This window comes from Myxococcales bacterium, assembly GCA_016703425.1.
Lineage (GTDB): Bacteria > Myxococcota_A > Polyangia > Polyangiales > Polyangiaceae > JADJCA01.
The window spans coordinates 678,439-703,815 of record JADJCA010000001.1 but is presented as its reverse complement, the minus strand read 5'-3'; the positions used below and the strand labels follow the sequence as shown (position 1 = coordinate 703,815).

At 67.7% G+C, this 25,377-nt stretch carries 20 protein-coding genes and 1 pseudogene; 11 read left to right on the top strand and 10 right to left on the bottom strand.

The window, feature by feature from the left end; genetic code table 11:
- Positions 1-15 precede the first annotated feature (15 nt).
- From IPG50_02985 to IPG50_02975, 3 genes and pseudogenes are all read right to left on the bottom strand, one after another.
- Positions 16-1,493: pseudogene (locus tag IPG50_02985) on the bottom strand (sigma-54-dependent Fis family transcriptional regulator).
- A gap of 1 nt (position 1,494) precedes the next feature.
- Positions 1,495-2,394: an outer membrane protein assembly factor BamD gene (gene bamD / locus IPG50_02980; protein ID MBK6691160.1), complete on the bottom strand. Its 900-nt coding sequence runs from the start codon at positions 2,392-2,394 to the stop codon at positions 1,495-1,497.
- 74 nt (positions 2,395-2,468) lie between these two features.
- On the bottom strand, positions 2,469-2,747 hold the full coding sequence (locus tag IPG50_02975; protein ID MBK6691159.1) for a hypothetical protein: 279 nt from the start codon (positions 2,745-2,747) through the stop codon (positions 2,469-2,471).
- 90 nt (positions 2,748-2,837) lie between these two features.
- Between IPG50_02975 and greA the strand changes: the two genes are divergently transcribed.
- The 5 genes from greA to IPG50_02950 all read left to right on the top strand — a co-directional run bounded on the left by greA (position 2,838) and on the right by IPG50_02950 (position 11,064).
- Positions 2,838-3,314 (top strand): transcription elongation factor GreA, encoded by a 477-nt coding sequence (greA, locus tag IPG50_02970; protein ID MBK6691158.1) that lies wholly within the window; start codon positions 2,838-2,840, stop codon positions 3,312-3,314.
- A 24-nt stretch (positions 3,315-3,338) separates the two neighbouring features.
- Positions 3,339-5,459 (top strand): DEAD/DEAH box helicase, encoded by a 2,121-nt coding sequence (locus tag IPG50_02965; GenBank protein ID MBK6691157.1) that lies wholly within the window; start codon positions 3,339-3,341, stop codon positions 5,457-5,459.
- Positions 5,459-8,365: a sulfatase-like hydrolase/transferase gene (locus IPG50_02960; protein MBK6691156.1), complete on the top strand. Its 2,907-nt coding sequence runs from the start codon at positions 5,459-5,461 to the stop codon at positions 8,363-8,365. Before IPG50_02965 ends, IPG50_02960 begins: the two co-directional genes overlap by 1 nt.
- 81 nt (positions 8,366-8,446) lie before the next feature.
- Positions 8,447-9,676: a hypothetical protein gene (locus tag IPG50_02955; GenBank protein ID MBK6691155.1), complete on the top strand. Its 1,230-nt coding sequence runs from the start codon at positions 8,447-8,449 to the stop codon at positions 9,674-9,676.
- A 152-nt stretch (positions 9,677-9,828) separates the two neighbouring features.
- Positions 9,829-11,064: a PQQ-binding-like beta-propeller repeat protein gene (locus IPG50_02950; protein ID MBK6691154.1), complete on the top strand. Its 1,236-nt coding sequence runs from the start codon at positions 9,829-9,831 to the stop codon at positions 11,062-11,064.
- A gap of 44 nt (positions 11,065-11,108) precedes the next feature.
- Here IPG50_02950 and IPG50_02945 read toward each other — a convergent pair whose 3' ends face one another.
- Positions 11,109-11,297: a hypothetical protein gene (locus IPG50_02945; protein ID MBK6691153.1), complete on the bottom strand. Its 189-nt coding sequence runs from the start codon at positions 11,295-11,297 to the stop codon at positions 11,109-11,111.
- Positions 11,298-11,794: 497 nt separating this feature from the next.
- Here IPG50_02945 and IPG50_02940 point away from each other — a divergent pair, with 497 nt between their 5' ends.
- The 4 genes from IPG50_02940 (at position 11,795) to IPG50_02925 (ending at position 15,332) form a co-directional block, all read left to right on the top strand.
- Positions 11,795-12,346, top strand: a complete 552-nt coding sequence (locus IPG50_02940; GenBank protein ID MBK6691152.1) for a chemotaxis protein CheX — start codon at positions 11,795-11,797, stop codon at positions 12,344-12,346.
- A gap of 9 nt (positions 12,347-12,355) precedes the next feature.
- Entirely contained in the window at positions 12,356-12,727 is a 372-nt protein-coding gene (locus tag IPG50_02935; protein ID MBK6691151.1) for a response regulator, read from the top strand.
- A gap of 34 nt (positions 12,728-12,761) precedes the next feature.
- Complete coding sequence (locus IPG50_02930) at positions 12,762-13,406, top strand: hypothetical protein (protein MBK6691150.1); 645 nt, start codon at positions 12,762-12,764, stop codon at positions 13,404-13,406.
- A gap of 210 nt (positions 13,407-13,616) precedes the next feature.
- Positions 13,617-15,332: an Hpt domain-containing protein gene (locus IPG50_02925; protein ID MBK6691149.1), complete on the top strand. Its 1,716-nt coding sequence runs from the start codon at positions 13,617-13,619 to the stop codon at positions 15,330-15,332.
- 22 nt (positions 15,333-15,354) lie between these two features.
- Here the strand turns inward: IPG50_02925 and IPG50_02920 are convergent, their stop codons facing one another.
- The 4 genes from IPG50_02920 to IPG50_02905 all read right to left on the bottom strand — a co-directional run bounded on the left by IPG50_02920 (position 15,355) and on the right by IPG50_02905 (position 20,070).
- On the bottom strand, positions 15,355-17,793 hold the full coding sequence (locus tag IPG50_02920; protein ID MBK6691148.1) for an ATP-binding domain-containing protein: 2,439 nt from the start codon (positions 17,791-17,793) through the stop codon (positions 15,355-15,357).
- A gap of 147 nt (positions 17,794-17,940) precedes the next feature.
- Positions 17,941-18,711 (bottom strand): 3',5'-cyclic-nucleotide phosphodiesterase, encoded by a 771-nt coding sequence (locus IPG50_02915; GenBank protein MBK6691147.1) that lies wholly within the window; start codon positions 18,709-18,711, stop codon positions 17,941-17,943.
- 43 nt (positions 18,712-18,754) lie between these two features.
- Positions 18,755-19,378, bottom strand: coding sequence for a Crp/Fnr family transcriptional regulator (locus IPG50_02910; protein ID MBK6691146.1), 624 nt, complete (start codon positions 19,376-19,378; stop codon positions 18,755-18,757).
- Positions 19,379-19,494: 116 nt separating this feature from the next.
- On the bottom strand, positions 19,495-20,070 hold the full coding sequence (locus IPG50_02905) for a cyclic nucleotide-binding domain-containing protein (protein MBK6691145.1): 576 nt from the start codon (positions 20,068-20,070) through the stop codon (positions 19,495-19,497).
- Positions 20,071-20,294: 224 nt separating this feature from the next.
- Here IPG50_02905 and IPG50_02900 point away from each other — a divergent pair, with 224 nt between their 5' ends.
- Both IPG50_02900 and IPG50_02895 read left to right on the top strand, forming a co-directional pair.
- Positions 20,295-20,906 (top strand): hypothetical protein, encoded by a 612-nt coding sequence (locus tag IPG50_02900; protein ID MBK6691144.1) that lies wholly within the window; start codon positions 20,295-20,297, stop codon positions 20,904-20,906.
- Positions 20,903-22,525: a methyltransferase domain-containing protein gene (locus tag IPG50_02895; GenBank protein ID MBK6691143.1), complete on the top strand. Its 1,623-nt coding sequence runs from the start codon at positions 20,903-20,905 to the stop codon at positions 22,523-22,525. The genes IPG50_02900 and IPG50_02895 overlap by 4 nt, the downstream gene beginning before the upstream one ends.
- 31 nt (positions 22,526-22,556) lie before the next feature.
- On the opposite strand, the gene IPG50_02890 is transcribed toward IPG50_02895, so the two are convergent.
- Together IPG50_02890 and groL are read right to left on the bottom strand one after the other, a co-directional pair.
- Positions 22,557-23,495, bottom strand: a complete 939-nt coding sequence (locus IPG50_02890) for a hypothetical protein (protein MBK6691142.1) — start codon at positions 23,493-23,495, stop codon at positions 22,557-22,559.
- A 183-nt stretch (positions 23,496-23,678) separates the two neighbouring features.
- Positions 23,679-25,367: a chaperonin GroEL gene (gene groL / locus IPG50_02885; GenBank protein ID MBK6691141.1), complete on the bottom strand. Its 1,689-nt coding sequence runs from the start codon at positions 25,365-25,367 to the stop codon at positions 23,679-23,681.
- Positions 25,368-25,377: the final 10 nt, after the last annotated feature.

Sequence of the window (25,377 nt, the reverse complement as noted above, 5' to 3'; positions counted from 1 at the left end):
CCGCAGAATAGTGCCTCAGCCTTCGCCGCGCTTGATGCCGTAGCCGCGAATCTTCTTGTGAAGGTTGGTGCGCTCTACACCTAAGATGACGGCGGTGCGGGAGATGTTCCACCCCGTCAGCTTGAGCATGTCGACGAGGTATTTGCGCTCCGACTGCTCGCGGTGTTCGCGCAGGGTGGGGTAGGACCCTGGCTCCGGGATCGGCGCACGGGAGGCGGGGTCCGGGCCGTCGTCGGCCTCGACGTCGCCGCCGACGTCGGAGGCTTCGTCCTCAAAGGGACTCTCGTGCGGATCTTCCGGCAAGTCCGCCACGGTGACGCGATCGCCTGAGAGGATCGCCATGCGCTCGACGACGTTCTTCAGCTCGCGAATGTTCCCCGGCCACTTGCGGGCCGTGAGGCGCTCCAGGACGGCCGCTTCAATGGGCTTCGGCTTGGTGCCGTTCTCGTTGGAGAACTGCTCCATGAAAAACTGAGCCAAGACGCCGATGTCTTCGACCCGCTCGCGAAGCGCGGGGCTGCGGATGGGGAACACGTTGAGGCGAAAGAAGAGATCTTCGCGAAAGCCGCCGCGTTCGACCTCCTTGGCCAGGTCCTTGTTGGTGGCCGCCAGGACGCGAACGTCGACGTGCATCACGTGCTCGCTGCCAACGCGTGAGATCTCGCCCGATTGAAGCGCACGAAGGACCTTCGCCTGCGCGACCAGGTCCATGTCGCCGATCTCATCCAAGAAGAGCGTGCCGCCGTGCGCCTGCTCGAAGAACCCTCGCTTTCGAGCTTGCGCGCCGGTAAACGCTCCGCGCTCGTGGCCGAACAGCTCGCTCTCGATGAGCTCGCGGGGATGGCTGCGCAGTTCACTTTGATGAAGGGATTGGACTTGCGCGGACTGAGGCGGTGGATGGCGCGGGAGATAAGCTCCTTGCCGGTGCCGCTCTCGCCGGTGATGAGGACGCTGGCTTTGGTTGGCGCCACCTTCTCGATTTCGACGAACAGCTTCTTCACGGCGCCGCTGCGGCCGATCATCTCGTGGCGGTGGGCCTCCGAGAGGGCTACCTGATCGAGGACGCGCCGCGCTTGCGCCGCATCGAGGACGTTGCGCACGCTCACCAGCACACGCTCGCGCGCCAGCGGCTTCTCAAAGAAGTCGCTCGCCCCGAGCTTGATCGCCTGCACCGCCTCGTTCACCGACGCATGCCCGCTGATGACGATGATGGGGATGTCTTTCGTTGCGTCGTCTCGACGGAGGCGTTCGAGGGCCTCGAGGCCGCTCATGTCGGGGAGCTTCACGTCGAGGATGACGAGGTCGACGGGCGGGTCGGGATTGGACAGCGTCTCGAGCCCCTGCGTGGCCGTCTCCGCCTGGAGAACGCCGTACCCTTCGCCCTCAAGGACCAACTGCAGCGCGCGCCGAATGTTCTTCTCGTCGTCGACGACCAGCACCGTCTTGGCGCTGGGAACCCCCGAGCCGGCGGGCGGCGTAGACGGATTGGACATGCTAGACGCCCTGCGTGGTCATCAAGTCGAGGTAGCGGCGCGCAGGCACGATGAGGGCGCTGGCCCCGAAGCCAGCGACGATGGCCTGGAACGCTGCACGCGCCTCCGGGTAGCGGTGCATCTTGAGGTAGGTCTCGCCGAGGAGCAGGAGGGCATCGGGCGCGAGCCCGAACTCGAGCGGCGGTGCGTCGTTGACCGCGGCGGCCGGGCGCACCTCGGTCGCCTTCGCTCTGGGACCGCGCATGGTGGAGAGCGAGCAAGACGTGCCCACGTAGTTCCGGAGCGCGTATTGGAGGCGCGCCACGGCGCCCTCGAAGTTGTCACGCACGAGGTAGAAGCGCGCCACGTAGAGCTCGTGCCTTACAAGCTTGACGGTCACGTCCTCCAAGAGCTCGCAGATGCGCCGGCTGTCTTTGCCGTCGGGGTAGTCTTGGAGGAACGTCTTCAGCTCTCGAAACGCCTCGATGGCGGAGGCCTGGTCGCGCTCTTCCACCGCCGGGAGCAAGAAGGAGTCGGCGATCTCCTTGTATTGAGCTTCCGCGATCTTGCTGCGCGCGTATTCGACTTCTTCGACGTCGGCGCGGTGATCGTGCACGAACTGCTTGTAGCCGCGGATGGCCTCGGCGAACTTGTCCTGCTCGAAATCGGCGTCGGCGATGCGGAGCTCGGCGAGGCGCGCGAACCGCGAGTAGCTGTACTTTCGCTTGAGCTCGCGGAACGCCTGTTGGGCTTCGAGCCAGTTCTTGCTCCGGAAGTCCGTCATCGCCTCGTCGTAGGCGCGCTTCGCGTCGGCCGTGTAGTTCAGCGAAGTGCGCGCCGCGGGCGTGGCCTCGCAGCCCAAGCAGGCGAGGCTCGGCGCGAGGACCAACGGGAAGACGAAGAGCAGGGAGCCCAATCGCATCGGGACTCGTTTACCACGTTCCCGGCCCCGGGTCGTGGTCGCCGTGCTCCCGCCGTCCTCGTGGTCCGTGGGCGTCAGTCGCGCGAGTCACGCCAGCGCTGGATACGCCGTGGAGGCGGCAACCCGTCGGCAGCGGCGTGCTTTAGCGCCGTGCGGACGATGAGGCGGGCCCGCTCCGCGAGGTCCGGCCCGCCGTCCGTCTCGGCAACGACGGTGTCGCCGGCGACGGTCACTCGCAGGGAAAACGAGCGATCGTTGGTGGCGATTCGACCGGTGTAAGTGAGCTCAGCGTCGTCGGTGCGTGTGAGGTCTACGCGTGTGCCGTGTTCAGGGTTGTCGCCGGTGATGGGCATAGCTGCTTCCGTGTGCCAGCCAGCGTGAGCGCAGGCGCGGCGTTCAGGACTCCGTCATTGCCCAGCGACCTGTGCTAGAACGGCATCGCGATGGAGAAAAACCCCATCACCCCCCAAGGGTACTCGCGTCTCCGCGACGAGCTCAACCATTTGCGCAGCGTCGAGCGGCCTCGCGTCATTCAGATGATCGCGACGGCGCGTGAGCATGGCGATCTCAGCGAAAACGCCGAGTACCACGCGGCGCGCGAGAAGCAGTCGTTCATCGAGGGCCGCGTGAAGGACCTCGAAAACAAGCTCGCCCTCGCGGAAATCATCGATCCCTCGAAGCTCTCGGGCTCCCGCGTCGCCTTCGGTGCGCACGTGCGGCTGATGAACAACCAGACGGAAGAAGAGGTCGCGTACCAGATCGTCGGCGCCGACGAGGCCGACGTCGATCACGGCCGTATCAGCATCCTCAGTCCTATGGCTCGCTCGCTCTTGACGAAAGAAGCGGGCGACGAAGTGCGCCTTCCCGGCGGCGGCGGCGCGCCGCGCGTCTACGAGATCCTCGCCGTCGAGTTCAAGTAGGCCCCGCTCGGTTCGAGCCGCCACATGGACCGAAAAGGCGCGAAGGCACCGCCGCTCGACTGGGAGTCCCCACCAGCGAGGCTGTCGGGCGTCGGACCGACGGCCGCTGCGGCGCTCTCGGACGTAGGCATTCACTCGCTCGCGGACCTCGTCTGGACCATCCCCGTTGGCTTCGACGACCTTCGCGCCCCGGCTAGCGTAGGCGAGGTGACGGCGGCGCTCGCGGCCGCCGGTGAGTTTCGTGGTGCCGTCCGCGGCATCGTCGATTCGCTGAGCGTCGTGCCGATGCGCGGTCGCCGCGCCCTGCGGGTCGTGCTCCGCGACGAGGGGGCCACGCTCCACGCCTGGTGGTTCTTCTTCGCGCACGGCGTCCACAAGGCCGCGGCCAAGGGGACGGAGGTCGTGCTCGTGGGGAAGGTCACGCGCGAGGGCACGAAGCCGCCGCGGATGGTGCACCCCGACCTGCTCGTGGGCGAGCTGCCCGCGGTACGCGTCCGCTATCCACGGTTCGGAATCCCCGCCGCGACGTTGCGCAAGGCGATCCCCACGGCGCTCGCGGCGCTCCCAGCGCTGCCCGATCCGGTGCCCGTCGAGATCGCGGTGCGCGAGGGGATGCCCAGCGCGCCCGCCCTGCTCGAAGCCGTTCATCGGCCCACCGAAGGACCGCCCCCGCTGGCGTTCACCGAGCGCATGCGTGAGCGCCTCGCGTGGGTCGAAGTCTTCACGCGGGCCTTTGACCGACTGCGGGCCGAAGCGCGCCACGCCGGCGATCCTCGGGCCGGGCACGACGGCGTCGCGTTGCCAAAGGCGCCGACGCGGGAGGCTCTGGAGGAGGCCTTCGGGTTCACGATGACCGGCGACCAGGCGCGGGCCATCGAGGTGACCTCGCGGGATCTTGCCGCGCCCGTCGCTTCGCGCCGCTTGCTCCTCGGCGACGTTGGAACCGGCAAGACCGCCGTGGCGCTGGCTGCCGCGGTGCAAGCCATCGGGTCCGGCGCGCAGGTCGCTCTCCTCGCGCCGACGACGGTGCTCGCCGAGCAATACGCCGACTCTTGCTTGCCCATCGCGCGGGCCTTCGGCGTGCGCTTCGCGGTCCTCCTTGGTGGAACGGCGGCCGCAGAGCGCCGTCGCGTCCTTCAAGCGCTGAAGACCGGCGAGCTCGACCTCGTCGTGGGCACTCACGCGCTCCTCGTAGGCGACGTCGAGGTGCCGAAGTTGGGGCTCGTCGTTGTCGACGAACAACACCGACTCGGCGTCGCGCAACGGTTGGCCCTCGTGCAAAAAGGCCAAAGACCCCACCTCCTCACGCTCAGCGCGACGCCGATTCCGAGGACGCTGGCGCTGGCGGTCCGCGGCGATCTGCCGGTCACCACGCTCGCGGAGAAGCCGCGAGGGCGTCCTCCCGTGGTGACCGAGCTGGCGCCGCAGCGAGACAAGGGCGCGCTCGTCCGTCGCATCCAGGAAGCGGTCGCCGACGGCGACCAAGTCTTCGTCGTATGTCCGCGCGTGGAGACCGGCGAGGACGACGAAGACGAGCTCTCGTCGGCTGTCGAGCGCGCCGGGGAGCTGTCCAAGGCGCTCTCGCCGACGCCCGTCGCGCTCGTTCACGGCGCCCTCGGTCACGCGAAGAAGCTCCAAGCGATGCGCGCCTTTCGCAGCGGCGAGGCGCGGGTCCTCGTCGGCACCACGGTCGTCGAGGTTGGCGTCGATGTGCCAGCGGCGACGTTGATGATCGTGGAGAGCGCCGAGCGGTTCGGCTTGGCGCAGCTGCATCAGCTTCGCGGACGTGTTGGCCGGGGCCAAAAGCCTGGCCGCGCGATTTTCGTCCACGAGAGTGAGCTCGGTGCCGTCGCCCGTGAGCGCCTCGAGGCTCTCGTTCGCTTCGACCGAGGGGAGGACATCGCACGGATGGACCTCGAGCTGCGCGGGGCAGGGGACCTTTGGGGGACGCGGCAATCGGGCGACGAAGAGGGACTACGGTACCTCGGAGCGAGCGAAAGCCCGCCTTGGCTGACGCGCATTGAGGGCGACGCGAAGCGCATCCTCGAAGCCGACGCCGAGCTGACGGCGCCAGAGCACCGCGCGCTTAGGCTCCTCGTGGCGCGGTTTCGCCGCATCATCGCCGTCCGTGAGGAGGCCGGCTGATGCGGCGCCTCGTCGACTGGCTCGTCGAACTATCGGGCGTCCTGGTGGTCTTCGTGGGCGCGCTCTTCGCAGAGCAGCTCGTCGTCGCCAACCTGCATGGCAACCTTCTGACGGGGACCTGGGAGACGGTGGCAATGCGCACCCTCGTCTTGCCCATCGCCGTCTCAATGCTGTTGCCGATGGTGCTCGCGGCGGTGCTCGTCGCACGCGTCGCCCGGCACGCCGAAGACCACGCGTCGGCGCGCCGCCTCTTGTCCGGCGGCGCGCTCATCGCGGGCGCCGCCACCGCCTGGGGCGTGTCGAGCGGCAGGATGCTCGCCTCACCGCCGCTCAGGACGTCCTTCGTTCTCGCCGTGGCCATCGCCGCCGGTGCGGCCGTCTTCGCGCTGCTCCCTCGCGTCGTCGCGATGCCGAAGGCCCGTCTCGCGACGTCCGGCCTCGCCTTGGGCGCCGCGGCTTGGGCCGCTGACAAGTGGCTCCTGCCTCGCCTCTACCCGGCGTTTCACTCGGCGCTCTTCGTCGTTTGCCTTGCCGGCGTGGCCGCCGCCGTTGTCGCGTTGCCGCTCGCTCACCGATGGACTCGGCGCGCGCTCATGCTTGCGGCGGCCCTCATCGTGGCGTTCTCGGCCACCGCGCGCACGCGCGCGCGGCGCCTCGCGAGCTACGACAACTTGCGTCTCGTGCTTGTGGAGCGGGCTCCGCTCATGGGGCGCGCGGTGCGCTTCGCCGCGTCGCTCGCCCCCCAGGAGGCGGCGCTCGACGACGGCGCCAAGGCGGTGCCCACGGCGGCACCGACGCTCGGTCCGCACTTGGACTTTCGTGGGCGTGACATCCTCCTCGTGAGCGTCGACGCCCTGCGCGCCGATCATGTCGGCGCGTACGGCTACCGCCGCCCGACGACGCCGCGCATCGACCAGCTCGCCGCCGAGGGTGCGCGGTTTGGCGCGGCCTACAGCCCGACGCCGCACACGTCCTACGCGGTGACCTCGATGCTCACGGGTAAATACCTCCGGCCGCTCGTCACCCTTGGTCTCGGCGGCGACTCGGAAACGTGGGCGGGCCTCTTGCGGCACTACGGGTACCGCACCGCGGCGTTCTATCCCCCGGCCGTGTTTTTCATCGACGAGGCGCTGTTTGCAGGCTTCCGTGATCGGCACCTCGACTTCGAATACCAAAAGATGGAGTTTGCCTCGGCGGCGGAGCGCGTCACGCAGGCGGCCCAGTACCTTGAGCGGGCGCCCGCGGAGCAGCCGGTGTTCCTTTGGGTGCACCTGTTCGAGCCGCACGAGCCCTACGTGGCGCACGCCGAGCACCGCTTCGGGGACGGGGCCTCGCCGCGGCCGGTGGACGCCTACGACAGTGAGATCGCCTCCAGCGACCACGCCGTCGGCAAGCTCGTTGAGCTCGTTCGGCGGCGGCGCCGTGATCCCGTGATCATCGTGACGGCCGATCACGGCGAGGAGTTTGGCGACCACGGCGGCCGGTACCACGGCACGACCGTCTACGACGAGCAGGTGCGCGTTCCCTTGGTGGTGGTCGGCGCCGGAATTCCCGCGCGGGTCGTTTCGGAGCCGGTGCAGACCATCGACCTTTTGCCGACGGTCCTCTCGGCGCTGCGGGTGCCGAGGCCCGCGCGCGTGCGAGGACGCGACTTGACGGGGTTGCTCGCCGGCACCGTCGCCGAAGGCGAAGGCTTCGCGTTCTCCGAGACCGAAGACCGAAGTCTCGTCGCCGTCGGAAGACATCGCCTGCTCTGCGAGCGGCGCATCGGTGCGTGCGCCCTCTACGATATCGAGACCGATCCGGGGCAAACGCGGGACCGCGGGGCAGCCGAACCAAGCGTTGTGGCCGCGTTGAAGGGGCGGGGAGCGGACCTCGCGCGAAGCCACGGGCGCCTGGAACGGGGCGATTCGGCTGCGCTACCGGAGTCGCTGCGTCGCGCCCTCACCGGTGATCGCGAAGTGGCGCTCGACGTGGCGCCGCTCTTGGACGATGTGCGCGTGGACCTTCGCCGTGCAGCAGCGCGCGCGCTCTTCGAGTTGCAGGTCGCGGACACCGCGCCCTTCGCCGTGCGCGCCTTTGGCCGGGAGGACGACGACGAGACCAAGCGATGGCTCGCGCTCGCGCTCGTTCGGCTCGGGGCCGACGCCCCCGAGGCGAGAGCGCGGACCGAAGGCCTTCTGTCCGCCGAGGGACTCTGGCCGGCCCGCGCCGCGCTGGCCTTTGCGGAGATCCGTGACGGTCGCGGCGTCTTGGTCCTCGCGTCGTGTCTCGAGCGGCCCGCGTGCCGCGCCGAGCTCGGCTTCGTGGAGCAACGCGCGAGCGTCAGGGCCATGGCCAAGCTGCGAGACAAGCGCGCGGTGCCTTCGCTCGTGCTGTTGCTCACCGACGTGCGCCTCCGAGGGTTTGCCGCAGAGGCCCTCGGTGAAATTGGTGACCGCTCCGCGAAGGGCGCACTGCTCGCGGCGTTCGCCGCTGAGCGGTACGTGAGTCTGCGCGCGAGCGAGGCGCGGGCGCTTTCCGCGCTGGGCGCCGGCGCCGACATGGAAGAGCCGCTACGCCGATTTCTTGGCGTGCCCGAGCCTTGGGCTGACGGCATGCGGATCGCCATCGAGGCCGGCGTCGCCAAGGAGCGCGCGGCGGGGCCCTTGCGCGTGCAGGAGGGCGCGCGAGCCTACGTCGTCGTGAAGGGCCCGGACGGAGGGCAGGGCGGGCTGCTCTCTCCGCCGGCGCCGCTTCAGGACGGTGAGGTGTCCGTCTACGAGGCTGACCCCACACGGCCGGTGCTGAATCTCGTGGCGCCGGCGTATGTCCTCCTGGTTCCCCGCGTCGACGAGCTCCCGCCGCCGGCGCCGATTCCCTGGGACGGCGGCGCGGGTTCCGAGACGTTGGACGGGGGCCTTTAGGCGGGCCGCGCCGCCTCCGAGGATTCCGCCCAAGGAGGCACGAAACTGCGCTAGAGTCCGCGCGAATTCTGAGGAGGCCCCGTGTCCGCGGAGAAAGAGAACAAGGCCGAGTCCGAGGCTTCTGAGCCGAAGGAACCCACCGAGCCGTCGACCGAAGCGCAAGCGTCCGAGGACGCGCCGCAAGGTGACGCGCCAGAGGCCGATCTCGCCTCGCCCGACGCCATCGCCAAGCGCGTCGCCGCTCTCGGCGACGAAGACGAGCTCGAGCGCCTCGCGCGGCTCGAAGAAGAGAAGCTCGCGGAGCGGCGCGCCAAGCTCGACAAGGGTAAGAAGGGCGGAAAAAAGGGCCTTGAGGCCGCCGCCTCCAAACGTCTCGCGGAAATCGGCAGCAAGCCCCGCCCGGTGCAGGCGCGCTCGCCGCAAAACGATCCAGTCCTCCAAAAGACGCAAGAGTTCAGCAAGTGGGCCCGGCAAAACCAGAAGGTCGTGGCCGGCGTCATCGCCGCCGTCCTGCTCGTGTTTGGAGGCTTTGCCCTCAAAGAGAGCATGGCCCAGCGCACCGAGAACCGCGCGTCGGAGCTCTTGGCCGCCGCCGTCGCCGACCAGCGCGGACGTGTCGGCAGCGAACCGGCCGAGGAGCCGGAAGGATTCCAGGATCCGTCGCCGCTCTTCAAGACCGCGGCAGAGCGACGCGACGCTGCGCTCGCGAAGTACCGCGACGTGCAGGCCAAGTTCCCCGGCACGGGAGCGGCCTACCTGGCCAAGCTCGCCGAGGGGTCGTTGCTCCTCGACCGGCGCGAGCCCGACGCCGCCATCGCTGCGTTTCAGTCGGTTCGCGCGTCGGTGCTTGCCACGGCCGATGCGGAGGTTCGTGGCCGCGCCCTCGAGGGGCTTGGCTTCGCGCTGGAGCTCAAGGCGCAGGGCGGCGATGCGGCCAAGCTCGACGAGGCGGCCAAGATCTTTCGCGAGCTCGAGAACACAGACGTGAAGGGCTTCAAAGAGCTCGGCATGTACCACCAGGCGCGCGTCCTCGAGGCCAAGGGCGACAAGGACAAGGCTAAGGAGCTCCTGAAGAGCATTCGCGAGCGCGTTAACAAGCCCGGCGAGGGCCACCCGTTCCCGTATCTGGAGAGCGTCGCCGAGGACCGGCTCCGCGCCCTCGACCCGAGCGCGCTGCCGCCGAAGCCGCAGATGAGCGCCGGCGGCGGTCCGGGCAACAAGATGAGCGACGCCCAGATGCGACGCATGATCGAGCAAATGCAGAAGCAAATGAAAGAGCAGGCCGACAAGAAGGGGCACGGGGGCCATTGAGCGGCTCGTCTGGCCTGCCCGGTCTGCCCGGGCTGTCTCGTCGCTTGGGCTCGGCAGCGCTGGGCGCGGCGCTTCTTGGCTGCACCGGTGCCGGAACGGCCGACCGCGTCAGTCCCGAGGTTCCGCTCTGGACGCATCGCCCCAGCGGCGTGATGCGTGTGCTTTACACGCGCCCGTTGACGGCCGTGTCCCGAAAGATCGGCGAGGACTACGAACGCGGGCGCATCGAGATCGACGCCCGCGGCGGGCGCGTCTTCGTCGGCTCCGCCGACCGCGGCCTCTACGCGCTCCGCGCCGGCGACGGCAGCACCCTGTGGCGCTTCGAGACGATGGGCGTCGTACAAGGCGAGCCCTATTACGACGCCGAGCTCGACGCGCTGTATTTTGGGTCACACGACGGCGCGCTCTACGCGGTGAAGGCGCAAAACGGCGCGCTCCTCTGGCGAATGATGACCGGCGCCGAGGTGGCGCGCAGGCCCGTCCTCTCGGGCGATACGCTGATCTTCGCGAACGCCGCTGACCAAGTCTTCGCGGTCGATCGCAAGAGCGGCCAGAGCCGCTGGCGCGCCCAGCGGACGCCCGCTGCGGGCATGGAGATCGCTGGATATTCCGGGCCAACGTTGGCCTTTGGCAAGGTCTACATCGGCTTCTCCGATGGCCACGTCACCGCGTACGACGCGAAGAGCGGTCTCGAGCAGTGGACACCGCAAGACCTCGCCGCTGACAGCGAGCGCTCCGGTGGCGAGACGGCGAAGTACCTCGATGTCGACACGACGCCCGTCACCGACGTGAACGCCGCTGGCAAGGTGGTCTACGTCGCGAGCTACGCAGGCGGGATCTTCGCCCTCGACGCGCAGACTGGCGCACGCATCTGGTCGAACGATCGCGCGACCGGCGTCATCGATCTCACGATGTTCCGCGAGGCGGCGCACACGCCGTCGCCCGACGGCCCTTACGCCGGCGGCCCCACGGTCCCAGAGCGCAAGGTGCTGCTCGCCACGAGCTCCACGACGGGCTTCTGGGGACTCGACCCCGTGACGGGCCGAAGCCTTTGGCAACATCCCGTGCCGGATGGCGCAAAAACGCGCGGCGAGGCCTCCCAGAGCGCCGCCAAGGCGCCCGGTGAGCCCCGCCGTTCGATGGCCGGCAGCCCGCCGCCCGATGGCGGCATGACGCTGCCGGTTCCCATTGCCGGTGCCGTCCTCATCGGCACGTCGCGCTACGGGCTGTTTCTCGTGTCGCCAAAGAACGGCCGCGTCATCGACGGCCTCGACATCGGCAGCGGCTTCGCTCAATCGGCGGCGACCTACGGCAACCGCGCGTTCATCCTATCGAACGCGGGGACGCTCCTGGCGCTAGCCGTCGATCCGCCAGCGCCGCCGCTGTAGGTGGCCGCCTCGCCTGTCCGCACTTCGATAAGTGCGCCACTCGCTCAGTCGCCGGAGAGGTCCAAGAGGCGATCGTCATCCGAGAGCGGTCGGGCACCGCCGCCGCCGGGGCTCGGCGGGTACGGATACGGGTACGGGTAGGGCCCGACCACGATCTCGATGGCGGGTGCCCAGGCGCCGCCAACGACGGCGTTCAGTTCGGCATCGTCGAGGGGCATCAGCTGAGTGTTCATCGCGGGGCTCCTTGTCTGTCGCTGGGCTTCAGCGCGGGACGAAACCAGTAAGTGCAGTGCGCATGCCACCGACGAAAGCGCGGCCTTTCGCGATCGAAGGCCGACCCTTGAACGCCACGGGCCAGTTTGGACGCTTGGAGTCACCGGGCTCGGTGCGCTCGGGTACAACGGCGCGGACACGGACGGACCGTTGTCGCGCCCAGGTCGGTCCCAGGTCGGTCGGTGACGAGGGGCCCGTGCGGAATCGCGATCGCTGAGCCCAGGGGACCGCCAGGGACCGCCAGGGAGCGAGGCGTTCGTCTCCCAGTTTCCGCCGAGGAACGCCACGTCACAAGTTCGCATAAGATGCATTATGTAAACTTTCTTGAAACGGCCGGCCCGACACTGGGCAGCGGACCTCGCGCGGCTTGGTGCGGTGAACTCGCCGGCGGCGCCTGGAAGCCCTGAAGGCATCGGCCGTCTTGCCGTTCCGTTCCCTGTACGCAGGAGATCTCCACGTGGACGAACAAGTCGCCATCGAGGCGGTGACCAACATGCTGGTGTCGTGCGCGACCGCGCTCTTCGCTGAGTACGGCCTCAGCATCGGCGAGCCGGTCGGGCCCGGCGATCAGCCGACGACGTCACTGCCTGGCGAGACCCTCGGGGGCATCGTCGGGTACACGGGCGATCGCATCCGAGGCTCGGTGTCGGTGCTCACCTTGCCAAGCGTGCTCTCGCGCACCCTGCCGCCTAGCGTCCACCCCGACGAGCGGGCCTTCTGCGACTGGATCGGCGAGCTCGCGAACATGCTGCTCGGTCGCCTGAAGAACCGGCTTCTGCGGACGGGACTGTCGCTGGAGATGGCGGTGCCGGTGTCGGCGCGAGGTACCGGGCTTACGGTCTCGATTTCGCCAGGCACCGTTTGGCGTTGCCACACGTTTCACACCGCCGCCGGGCCGATCGTCGTGCGTTTCGACGCGGTCTTCGACGCCGGTTTCGTGTTCGCGTTCGACGGCGGAGCGCAGGCCGAGGGCGGCTACATGACCGAGGGCGAGTGCCTGTTGTTCTAGGAGAGTGCGATGGCGACGAAGGTGATGGTGGTAGACGATTCGATGGTCATCAGGGCGCAGGCGACGGCGGCCCTCGGACACGCGGGCTTCGAGGTGATTCAGGCGTGCGACGGTCAAGATGCGCTTGAGAGGCTCGTCGAGACCCCCGACCTCGCGCTCATCGTTTGCGACGTCAACATGCCACGGGTGAACGGCATTCAGTTCCTCGAGGCGATGGCAAAGGGTGAGCGACGCGTGCCGACGGTCATGCTCACGACGGAGGGCAAGCAAGCGCTCATCACGCGGGCCAAAGAGCTCGGCGCGAAGGGTTGGATCATCAAGCCGTTCAAGGAGGCGATGCTGGTGGCGGCCGTGCGAAAGCTGACGGCAGCGGCCGCCTAGGTGGAGCTGCGATGCGTGACGTGAGGATCACTTCATGACCGCCAACGTGCCCGTCGTCAGCCTCGACCCGGCGGGCGCAGCGCCAACACCGACGACCCCGTCGACGTTTGGTCGCAATGTCATTGCGGTGTGGTTCGTCGCGATGAGCATCGTCGGCGGCTCGCTTGTGGTTCGTCATGCCCCGCTACCGGCCGGCTCCGTTCGCATGAGTGCGCTCTTGTCCCTAGAGACGGGCTCGCTGGAGCCGGGCACCGACGAGGCCCCCGTCCGTGTGTTTCATGTCCTCTACGCCGACTGCCGTTGCTCGAAGCGTGTCGTTGAGCGACTCGCGATGCGAGGCGTCCGCCGCGGCGTGCGCGAGCACGTGCTCCTAGCGGGGCGCGACGACGCGCTTTCGGGCGCCCTCCAAGGCAGCGGGTTCACCGTAACCCGGACGACGCCTCGCGAGCTCGGCGAGCGCTTCGGCATCGACGCAGCGCCGCTCCTTGTCATCACCGCGTCTAACCACACGCCGCTCTACATCGGGGGGTACACGCCCAGCAAGCAGAGCCTCGACGTGCGCGATGGCGCCATTCTCGACGCCGCTCTCCGGGGGGAACGACCTCGCCCCCTGCCCCTCTACGGCTGTCCTGTCTCCGACGAGCTGCGGGCTCAGGTCAATCCGCTGAGGCTCCGATGAAGAGGCCCGGGTCCGTCAACTGGTTCGGCTACGTGGTCTTGCCGGCCGAGGTGAGCGCGTTCGAGCGGGCCTACCTAACGCGCCTCAATCGAATTGCGCTTTGGTTCTTGGCGGCGCACATTCCCGCGTTGACGCTGCTCGCGCTCGTCAACCAGACGTTGCCCGCGCTCGCGCTTCTTCTTTCGAGCGCCGTGTTCCTCGGGCCGCTACGTGCAGATCGAGATGCACTTCTACTTCTTCGTCGTTCTCGCGTTGCTCGCCGTCTTCGCCAATCCTCAGGTGATCCTCGCGGCATCGGCGACGGTAGCCCTCCATCACCTCGCGTTGTGGTTCGTGCAGCCGCGGAGCGTCTTCAACTACGACGCGCCCCTGTGGGTCGTGCTTGTTCACGCGCTCTTCATCGTTATGGAAGCCGTGGGGATGTGTTTCGTGGCCCGGAGCTTCTTCGACAATGTCATTGGCCTCGACCGCATCGTGCGGCAGCGCACCGCCGCGCTCGACGACCACGCGCGCTACCTCAAGCTCGTATTGGACAACACGGAGGAGGCGCTTCTCTTGGTGGACGGTCGACTGCGAGTTCTGGATACCGGCGCCGCGCGGACACAGGATTGGCTCGGCGAGTTCGCTGCTGGGGACCATTTCGGCGCGGTCCTCGGGCGCGCAGACCCGCTCTTCGGGGAGCAGTTTCGCGCCGCGTGGGGCCAGGTCGAGGATGGCTTCCTGCCGTTGCCACTCCTGCTCGATCAGCTGCCGTTTCGCTTGAGTCTGGGGGGTCGCCAGCTCGACGTTCGTTTGCGATGCGTAACGGAAGGCGCCGACGAAGGTCGTTTCTTGGTCGTCCTGCGAGACGTGACGCTGCTGCTCGAACGTGAAGGTGCCGAACGCGAGCGATCGGAGAGTCTCGCGCTCGTGGAGCGCGTCATGACGGACCGTCAGGGGCTCGTGGAGTTTCTCGCCGAGGGCGACGAGATCATGAGCGCCCTTATGGCATCGCGCGGCGGGGACCAGATCCTCTTGGCCCGAGCGCTCCACACGCTCAAGGGCAACGCGGCCGTCTTCGGACTCACCGCCGTCGCGGAACGGTGCCACGTGATCGAAACCGAGCTCCTCGAAGAGGAGCGTCAGCCGTCCGATGCCAACGTGGAGGCGCTTCTGACGCAGTGGACGAGGTTTGCCACGAAGGCCGAGGTGCTCATGAGCCGCCACGAAAGCGTCGAGATGACGCGCCCGGAATACGACGCCATCGTCGCGAGTGCCGAAGGCGGACAAGTCAGCGAAACGCTGGCGCGGCTGAGGGAGCTGCGGCTCGAACCGGTCATGCCGCGGCTCCTGCACTTCAAGCAGCAGGCGCAGCTTCTCGCGTCGCGCCTCGGTAAGGAACGAGTGACGGTCATCGTCGAGGACTGCGCGCTTCGGGTGGAGCCCCATCGCTGGGTACGGGTTTGGGGTGCGTTGGTCCACCTCGTGCGCAACGCCATCGACCACGGTATCGAGTCGAGCGACGAGCGCGCAGAGCTTGGCAAGAAGCCCGACGCTTGCGTGTGGCTTCGCGCCCGCGCCGTCGGACCGGATCTAGCCGTGGAGGTTGAGGATGACGGTCGCGGCATCGATTGGGAGCGCGTTCGGCAGAAGGCGCTCGCGGCGGGGCGGCCGGCAGGGTCAGCCCTTGAGCTTGAGGGTGCGCTCTTCGCGGATGGTTTGTCTACGCGAGATGAGGTCACAGAGACCTCCGGCCGCGGCGTCGGTCTCTCGGCGCTGAAGGCGGCCGTGGAGGCCTCTGGGGGGCGCGTCGAGGTTTCGTCCAAAGCCGGCAAAGGAACGCTGTTTCGCGTGCTGTTGCCCTCCGCCCTCGAGCGGCCTCCGACGACCAGGCGCTCCCTAGTTCCTGGGCGAACTTCGGCGTTTCCGGCGGCCGCGCAGGCGTGACGCCGACCCCTGCCCTCGTGCGTTACGCCGGCGCGTCGACGCGCAACGCTTCCTCGACGACGAGACTCGGCTTTTCGCTGGCGGTGCACCAAAGTTGGTGCGCGGCCCGTGTGGCGCCGACATAGAGCGCGTGCCTTGCCTGCGGTGAACTCGGGTAGCTCGCCTGAGTCGTCTCGAGCAACACCACCTCGTCGAACTCGAGCCCCTTCGTCTGCCTGACGTCGGTCACGTCGAAGCCCGGGTCCCAGGTGAAGTCTTGCTTCGCCACGCGCCGAACGCGCGGCACCTCGGCTCGCTCGAGGCCCTCGAAGTAGACGTCCGCCTGCTGCGGGAAGCGGGCCACGAGCGCCACGTTGGCGTAGGGCTCGGCCCGCGCGAGCTCCTTCAGCGCGTCGGCCAAGAAGGCAACGACCTCGCCGGCCGAGCTGAAGTGGAAGAGCTCGACGGGCGGGCCGTGGCGGGTCGCGATGGGCTCGCTCTCGTGAGCAAGGGAGCCGAGGACGCCGCGCGCGAACTTGGTGATCTCCGCCGTCGAGCGGTAGCTGACCTTTAGGGGCTCCAGCGTTGTGGTGGCGTGACCCAGCTCGCGCAAGAGCGCCTGCCAGTCGAACTCACCACGGTCGTCGTCGTCGTCGAGCATGCGTTGCGCCGTGTCACCGGCGAGCGTGATCGAGCGATCCTTGGTGGCGAGGTCGAGCAAGACGCGCAGCTCGAGCGGGCTCGCGTCTTGAACTTCGTCCACGAAGAGGTGCGTGAACTTCAGCGGCGCTTGGTCGGGGCCTGTCAGCGGCCCGCGGACGACCTGCCAAATGCGCAGCAGAATCGGCACGTCCTCGAGGTCGATGCTGGCGATCTCGCCGTCGCGCTCGCCGTCGGCGCGGATTCGCGCCTGCTTGACGCACCAGTCGTGGATGCGGTCAATCTGCTGCGGCGGGAATGCGCCCTGGAACGTCTCCTCCAAGAGCGGCCTCGAGGTGAGCAACTCGTCCCACGTCGACAGCACCGCTTGCGCCCGTCGGCGGAGGTCGTGGCCCAGCTTTTCGATGGCGCCCCGGGTCACGTCGGGGAGCTCGGCGGCGGCGCGCGCGCCGAGCTTGCGTCGCCCGGCAAACCACGCCGCGAAGGCCGTCACGCGTTGCTCTGGCGTCGTCTCGACGTCGGTGGCATCGCGCTTCTCGGGCCGCGTGCTGCGCCACGCGTCGATGGCGACGCCACCTTCGGGCCAGCGAGCGAGCGAGGCTTCGACGTGGGCGTCGAGCGTGAGGTGCAAGGCCTCCACGGCGCGATGGATAGCCCGCAACATCGCGGGGTGCGTTTTGGCGCGGACGACGACCGGCGGCGTATCGTCGGAGAGCCGAGTCGGCAACTTCGGGAGGTGCAGCGGCAACACGCGCGTCGAGAAGCGCGCAAACGTGGTGAGCGTGACGCCCTCCACGCCTAGCTCTGGCAGCACGCGTTTGACGTAGTGCAAGAGGGCGTCGTTGGGCACCACCACGAGCATCTTGTCGGCGCGGTAGCGGTCGGGGTCGGCGAAGGCGAGGTACGCGACCCGATGGAGCCCGACCGTTGTCTTGCCGCTGCCGGCGCTCCCCTGCACCGCGACGATGCCCATGCCGGGCCGGGTGATGAGGTCGAACTGGGCGGCGTCGAGCATCGATGCGATGGCCGGCAGGTGCTTGTCGCCGCCGGTGCCGGGGTGGCGGTCGGGGGCATGTGTGTCGAGCACCGCGCCCTCGGCGCTCGCGCGTCCCTCGTGGCGGGCCGGCGGCAGTGCAGAGTCGAGCGCGGCCTTGGGGCCGAGGGCGCGACGCTCGGTGTGGAGGCGCGCGGAGCGCACGTCGACGCGGTCCCAGCGGCCGTCGGCCTTCCGGACGAACGTGCCCTGCGGTGCGGTGACGCGAACAAGTTCACCGCCGACGATGGCGACGCTGCGTCGCGCGACGACTTCACCCTCGACGAGCCGATCGCCGAGCCGCTCCTCGTAGTCGTCGCCTTCCATGTAGCGGTAGAAAATGCGGCTCACGGGCGCTTGGCGCCAATCCACGATGCGGATGCCCGCCGCTGTGTCGACGTACGACCTCGAGCCCACGAGCACGTCGCGGCGCTTGCCGCCCTCATCGAGGCGCAGGTGCCCGAAGTAGGGGCTCTGGCGGTCGATGGCGCCCTCTGCCCCTTTGCCCCGTTGCGCCCGGAGCGCACCCACGTGGTGCATTTGCTCGAAGAGCGCGGGGAGGTCCTCCGGCTTGGCGACGGCTACGTCATCGCGAAGCTCGAGGAGCCTCGCGTCGTCCCCCTGCCGCGCCCGCAGGGTCTCCACGCTCTTCTTGTCGGCGTCGAAGAGAACGCGCTGGACCATCGCGAGCAGCCGCGCCTCGTCTTGGACGATGCGGGTTCCTTCGGGGTCGCCTTCTAGGCCGGGAACCGCGAATTCAGCAGGCGGAGGCGCGTCGGGGGTGGCCATGGGACCGAACAAGCGCCACGGGGACTTGGCCTCCGTAGCGGAGGGTTCACATAGCCATACCGACCGCCCCTTGCAATGGTGCGCTGCTCAAGGCGCTTGTGGCGGACCGATTCTGCCGTGGTCCCGCGCGTCGGGCTGGCGCCCGTCTTAGAGGACGAACTGATCGCCGAGGTTGACGATGGTGAGGTCGCAGCCTTTGAGCTTGGCGCACTCGCGCTCCACCGTCGCCTGGAAGCTCGGCTTGATGTGATAGAGCAAAAACGGCAACTCTTTGTGGCGGTGTAGCTTCTTGAGGTCTGTGAGGAGCGTCTGCGGCGTGTGGTGTCCGCTGAGCGTCGCGATGCGCTGCTCGGCGTTCGGAAAGCTGACTTCCATCAGCATGGCTCGCAGGTCCGGGACGTCGTTCAGGACCTCCCAGAGGCGGTCCGTCGGACCGGTGTCGCCGCTGTATGCGAGCGCCCCGCCTTTCTGACCCTCGACGATGAACGCGAAGCAATCGATGGTGTGACTTACGGGGATCGCGCGCACGCGGTAGCCGGCGATGTCGGTCACCACGCCCGGCTTGATCTCAAGATACCGAATCGTGGGCTTCTCGGGCGATGGGATGACGCTGAAGTCGGGCCACAGCTTGTCGTTGAAGAAGTGTTTTCTGAGGAGGCCCAAGGTCGGCCTAGCGCCCGCGATGAGGAGCGGCTTGCACCCGTTCTGAACGCGGTTGTCCGCGATCGTCGCGAGATCGCGAATGTGGTCGAGGTGCGCGTGACTGACGAGCACTGCCTCCAGAGCACACTGGGCCTTGAGCTCGAGGCCGCTCGTGAGGGAGCCAGCGTCGATGGCGATGCGATCGTCCACGACGAACGCGCTCGTCCTGTGACGAGGCGTCTCTCCACCGTGGCAACCGACGATCCTTAGCTCCAACCTAGCTCCTGTCTTTCGCGACACACTTCGTCACACACAATGTTCACGCCTCGAAGCGGCGAGGCATTTCGATGAACTCCAAGAACTCGAGCAGTCGTCCGATGTCGGAGATGACGACCCGGCCGCCGTCGTCGGAGACGATGCGCAGCCTCCGGAGGCGCGCGAGCACCTCGTCGACCTGCTCGACGTCGGCGCCAACTTCCCGCGCGAGCGTTGAGGTGGGCAAATCGAGCCGGATGCCCTCTTCCGTTTGTTCTCCGAAGGCCTCAGCGTGTCGCCGAAGGCCCATCAAGACGCGCGCCTTCGGATCCGGGTGCATCAGGATCTGCACCAGCGCGTCGGCCGCGTCGAGTCGCGCCGCGAGCTTCTTCACGAGACGCATCGCGATCTCGGAGTTGTTGGTGATCATCGACTCCAGGGTCTTGGCGTCGATCACGAGACACGATGCGGGCTCGACGACGGTGGCCGTTGCCGTTCGGGGCTTGTTGTTGAGGATGGCCATTTCGCCTAGAAACTCACCACGACCCAACATGGCGATGGGGAAGTCCCCGCCAGCTACCTTCTTCGTCACGCGGACTCGCCCTGATTGAATCACGTACATCTCGCTGCCGGCGTCGCCCTCACGAAACAGCACTTCCCCAACGGGAAACTCGCGTGAGGCGCGCATCGTGAGCGAGTCCTTTTTCATGGAAGCGTCATCGAATACGGGGGCTCTGGCCCCGAAGGCAGTTTATCGCGCGGCTTTCTTGCAAGTCAAAGACGCTTCGGACAAAGCGCTCCGCATCACTGCGGGCCCTTTCGCTTCGCCGGGACGGTGAACGGACGAGGCATTTCCTCCGCGTCCGGTGTGCTCTCCCGCAGGCGTGCGCGAAGGCGATTCAGCCGAAAGAACATGTCCTTGACGCGCGCCGGGTCGCCGGCGATCTCGCCCTGGACCTCCATCTCAAAGTCGAGCATCGGCGCCTTCGCCGTCTCGGCCTGCTGGAGGACCAATTCCCGGGCCCCCGGCTCGGGGTGCATGAGGACCCGGACCAGCCCGTCGGCCATGTCGAGCCGGTCAGCGAGGCGCCGGATGAGGCGCATGGTGAACTCAGGCTGGTTCGCGATCATCGACTCCAACATCGGACGGTCGAGGACCAGCGCGTCGACGTTGTCGACGGCGACGGCGGTGGCGGTTCGCGGCTTGTCGTTCAGGAGCGCGAGCTCGCCTAGCATTTCGCCGGGGCCCAGCACGGCGATGGTCTTTTCGATCCCGCCGATGCGCTTGACGATCTCCACGCGTCCGGCGCCGAGAATGTACATCTCGGCGCCTGGGTCGCCTTCCCGGAAGAGGACCGTCCTCTTCGGGAACCGCTTCATTCGTCGCGCCTTGTTGGTGGGTCCCATTGTGCAAGCGTGCGTGCAGCGTGCGTGCAGCGTGCGCGACTCAGCCTTCGAGCAAAGGTAGCTTGCCTGTTTCCTTCGGGCCAAAACTACTCGCCGTAGGCGCTCGAGGCTCCCGTGAGTTCCGGGTGCTCCCGTGTAGGTCCCGGGCGCCGTTCTAGCGAGCGAAGGGACCGTGCTTTGAGTTATACGAGGCGCCCGTGGTCCTCTACCTCTTGTTCTTCGTCTCGGGCGCGGCCGCGCTCCTCTATCAGGTCGTCTGGCAGAGGACGCTTTTTGCCATCTATGGCATCAACGTCGAGTCGGTCACGATGGTCGTGACGGCCTTCATGTTGGGTCTTGGCCTCGGAAGCTTGGCCGGGGGGGTGGTCTCCAAAGCGACCGGTCGACCCGTCGTCCTGCTCTTCGCGCTCGTCGAGTTCTTGATCGGCGTCTTCGGGTCGTTTTCCCTTGTTCTCCTCCACGGCGTTGGCCGCGTCACCCTGGCGCTGGCGCCATCCCTCGTTGGCCTCACGACGTTCCTCTTGGTGCTCGTTCCCACGATGCTCATGGGCAGCACGCTTCCGCTTCTGGTGGCGCACTTCACGCGTCGCTCGAAGAACGTGGGCCGCTCCGTTGGCGCGCTCTATTTCGTCAACACCCTCGGCTCCGCCGCCGCTTCCGCCGCCGCCGTGCTCGCGCTCCTCGGGACCTTGGGACAAGCGGGGACCGTGCGCCTCGCGGCGACGCTGAACTTCGTGGCGAGCGCGGTCGCGGTCGCGCTCTACGTGCGGGCCCGGCGCGCAGCCGATGCTCCTGGAGAGCTCACTTGACGGCCGCGGTGCAAGGCGCGGCCGCGCCCGCCTACGCGATTTCGCGAGCGCGCTTTCGCCTCACGCTCGCGCTCGCGGCGGCCTCTGGGTTCATCGCGCTCTCGTACGAGATCGTGTGGTATCGCGCCTTCGCGTTCGTGAGCTGGGGACACCCCACGGTCTTCGGGCTCCTTTTGGCGTTCTACCTGTTGGGTGTCGCCGTCGGTGCCTTCGCGAGTCGCCCCTTCTGTCATCCCATCAAGGACGCCGCCGACGAAGCGCGCGCCCTAAGGTCGCTCTCGGCGTTCGTTCTCTTGGCGAACACCGTTTCGTTCTTGGTCGTGCCGGCTCTCGGTTGGTTCGCGACGAAGAGCTGGCCTCCGGCCTTCGGGCTCGTTGCGTTAGGGGCGGGCTTGATGGGCGCCGTGCTCCCGCTCCTCGCGCATTTCGGGATCGCCCCCGACGAGAAGGCCGGCGCGGCCATGTCGCATGTCTACTTGGCCAACATCCTCGGCTCGTCGGCCGGGAGCTTCGCCACCGGCTTCGTCTTCATGGACGTCTGGTCGACTCCCCGCATCAGCACGATGCTCGCGCTCGTTGGCTTCGTGATGGTCGGCGTGCTCTGGGCGCTCGGTGCCGCGGGCCGACCTCGCACGCTCGGCGTGGCGGCGACCGCGGTGGGTGCTGTCTTGTGCGTCGCAGCCGCACCGAAGCTCTACGAGCGGCTCTACGAACGGCTCCTTTGGAAGACGAAGTTCCACGCCGGCGCGAAGCTCGTGCACGTGCTCGAGAATCGCCACGGCGTCATCGCCGTGAACGACTACTCGCAGATCTACGGCGGCGGCGCCTACGACGGCGCGTTTAACGTCTCGTTGGTCGACGACAAGAACGTCATTGAGCGAGCCTTCGCGGTGCAGGCGATGCACCCCTCCCCTCGCCGCGTGCTCATGATTGGCTTGTCGTCGGGGTCGTGGGCGCAGGTGGTCGCGAACCTCGCGGGCGTCGAGCGCATGACGGTCATCGAGATCAATCCCGGCTACATCGAGCTCATCGCGAAATTCCCTGCCGTCCGCAGCGTCCTCGCGAACCCGAAGGTCGACATCGTGGTCGACGACGGGCGGCGCTGGCTGAACCGCCACCCGAGTGAACGGTTCGACGTCATTGTGATGAACACGAGCTACCACTGGCGGGCGCATACGACGAACCTCTTGTCTCGCGAGTTCCTGGAGCTCGCGCGCAGCCATCTTCTGCCGGGGGGGATCCACTACTTCAACACGACGTCCTCCGATGAAGCGCAGCGCACCGCCGCGACCGTGTTCCCTCACGCGCTTCGCGTCATCAACTTCATCGCCGTAAGCGATAGCCCGATCCCCTTCGATAAGGCGAGATGGCGCGCGGCGCTCGTGGACACCCGCATCGACGGCAAGGCTCCCCTCGACCCAGCGCAAAGGACCGACGCAGACCTCTTGAGCCGCTTCATGCAGTTCGCCGACACGATCGACGGTCCGTCGGTCTTTGCGGGGCTCGAGCGTCGCGACGCGCTCCTCGAGCGAACGCGAGGCGCGACGCTCATCACCGACGACAACGTGGGGAGCGAGTGGAAAGCCCGCTTCAAGTTCCCGGTCATCGGTGACGAGTAGCCGCGCGAAGTTTCGCGCGCCGAAGCGCGTTTCAGGGCTCTTTGTGATCGTCGCCGAAGGGTCGGCCGGGCATGTCGCCGCCGCGGCCCTTGTGGCCTGAGCGCTCCATCTTGGCGGCCAGCTTCTCGCGTTGCTCCGGCTTGAGCGAGGGGACCAACTGGGTGAGGAGCCCTTCCTCGACTTCCACGCGGCCCACGGCGCCCTTCTTGCCGAAGACGTCGAGCTTCTTTCCGTCGAAGGCGTCCTTCTCGAAGGCCTCGAGGAGCGCGTCCATGTGCTTCTTCGCCTCGACCATCGGGTCGTCTTTCGGCGCGTTCTTCGCCAGGAACGTCTCGACGGTCTTCTGTTGGGCCGCGTCGAGGTCAAGCTCCTTGGTCATGCGCTCGAGGCGCAGCTTCAGGCGCGCTGCCGGATCGTCCTTCTTGTCGTCTTTCCGTTGAGCCATCCGCTCCTCGCGCGCGGCTTGTTTTGCGCGGAGCGTGGTGACGACGGCCTTGCGTTGCGGCCCGTCCAAGAGAGCATGCAAGCTCGCGATGGACTCGAGCTCCTGGCCCTTCTGCGCCTCGATGGCCTTGTCGACGGCGGCGTGTTTGGGGGCGAGCTTGGCCGCTTCGATCTTTCCGCCTTTGACCTGCAGGACGAGCTCGGCCTCGAGCTGCTTGAACTCGTCGCGCGGAGTCTCCGCGGCCCGGAGTTTCTCTTCGATCTTGCCGAGCCCATCCTTCTGCGGCTCTTTGAGGTCGAGCGTGCGCGCGGCGTTCACGAGCGTCGCGGCCACGCCGCCGCGGAGGTCGCGCCGGGGTTTCGCCGATGCTTCCGCCGTCGGTGCCGCGCTCGTCGCGGCGGAGGGCGCGGGCGTGGCTGACTTGGCCGCCGCGCTGGCCGCGGGCGTCGCGCCAGCGTTGTCCTTGCTGCATGCGAGGGACAGCGACGCGATGAGGAAGAGCGATGTCAGGGCGCGAAACGTCATGGGGCCTCCTGGGGGCGGGCAGCGTCGCATGAGAATTGAGGGCCGCGCACGCGATGTTTGCGAGCAGGCGCGGCGGACCGCTCGGTAGCGCGAAGAAGCAGAGAGCCCCGACCCTTTCGGATCGAGGCCCTCGCTCGGCAGGGAGCACGCGCTCCCGGCCCGTCGGACAGGCAACGGCGACGATCAATCCATATCGAAGTCGCCGCCCATGCCGCCCATACCGCCCATGCCGCCCATACCGCCCATACCGCCCATTCCACCCATGCCGCCGCCACCGCCGCCGCCGGCCTTTTCCTTCTTCGGCTTCTCGGCCACGACGGCCTCGGTGGTGAGCATGAGGCCCGCCACGCTGTTGGCGAACTCGAGCGCGGAGCGGACGACCTTGGCCGGGTCGATGACGCCAGCCTTGACCATGTCCTCGTAGGCTTCGGTCTGCGCGTTGAAGCCGAAGTTGCCGGTGTTCTCCATGACCTTCTGCACGACAACGGAGCCTTCGTGGCCCGCGTTCTTCGCGATCTGGCGGAGCGGCTCCTCGATGGCGCGGCGCACGAGCTTGAGGCCGAACATCTGCTCGCCCTGTAGCTTCATGCCCTCGAGCACCTTCGCCGCGCGGAGCAGTGCGACGCCGCCGCCGGGGACGATGCCTTCTTCGACGGCCGCGCGCGTCGCGTGGAGCGCGTCTTCAACGCGGGCCTTCTTCTCCTTCATCTCGGTCTCGGTGGCCGCACCGACCTTGATGACGGCGACGCCGCCGGCGAGCTTCGCAAGACGCTCCTGGAGCTTCTCCTTGTCGTAGTCGCTGGTGGTGTTCTCGATCTGCTTGCGGATCTCCGTGACGCGGGCCTGGATCTTCTCCTTCTCGCCCACGCCGTCGACGATCACGGTGTTCTCCTTGTCGACGGTGACGCGCTTGCAGCGACCGAGGTCCTTCATCGTGACGTTCTCGAGCTTGAGGCCGAGCTCTTCCGCGATGACCTGACCGCCGGTGAGCGTCGCGATGTCCTTGAGCATCTCCTTGCGGCGATCGCCGAAGCCCGGCGCCTTGACGGCACAGACCTTGAGCAGGCCACGGAGCTTGTTCACGACGAGCGTCGCGAGCGCTTCGCCCTCGATGTCCTCGGCGAGGATGAGCAGCGGCTTGCCTTCGCGGGCCGCCGTCTCGAGGATCGGGAGGATGTCGTGCATCGTGCCGATCTTCTTCTCGGTGATGAGGATGTAGGGGTCCTCGAGGACCGCAGACATCTTCTCGGCGTCGGTCACGAAGTAAGGCGACACGAAGCCGCGGTCGAACTGCATGCCCTCGACGATGTCGAGCGTGGTCTCGGCGGTGCGGGACTCTTCGACGGTGATGACGCCTTCCTTGCCGACCTTCTCCATGGCCTCGGCGAGCTTGTTGCCGATCTCGGCGTCGCCGTTGGCGCTGATGGTGCCGACCTGGGCGATGTGCTGCTTGTCCTTCGTGGGGACCGCGAGCTTCTTGATCTCGGCCGTCATGGCCGCGACGGCCAAGTCCATGCCGCGCTTGAGATCCATCGGGTTGTGGCCCGCTTCAACGAGCGAGAGGCCGCCCGTGTAGAGCGCTTGCGCGAGGACGGTGGCGGTCGTGGTGCCGTCGCCGGCCTTGTCGCTCGTCTTCGAGGCGACCTCGCGGACCATCTGCGCGCCCATGTTCTCGAACTTGTCGTGAAGCTCGATTTCTTTGGCCACCGTGACGCCGTCCTTGGTGACGACGGGCGAGCCGAAAGACTTCTCGATGACGACGTTGCGACCCTTGGGGCCGAGCGTCACCTTGACGGCGTTCGCGAGGGTGTTGACGCCGGTGAGGATCTTGCTGCGGGCGCCGCGGTTGTAGAGGATTTCTTTTGCGCTCATGGTGATAGCT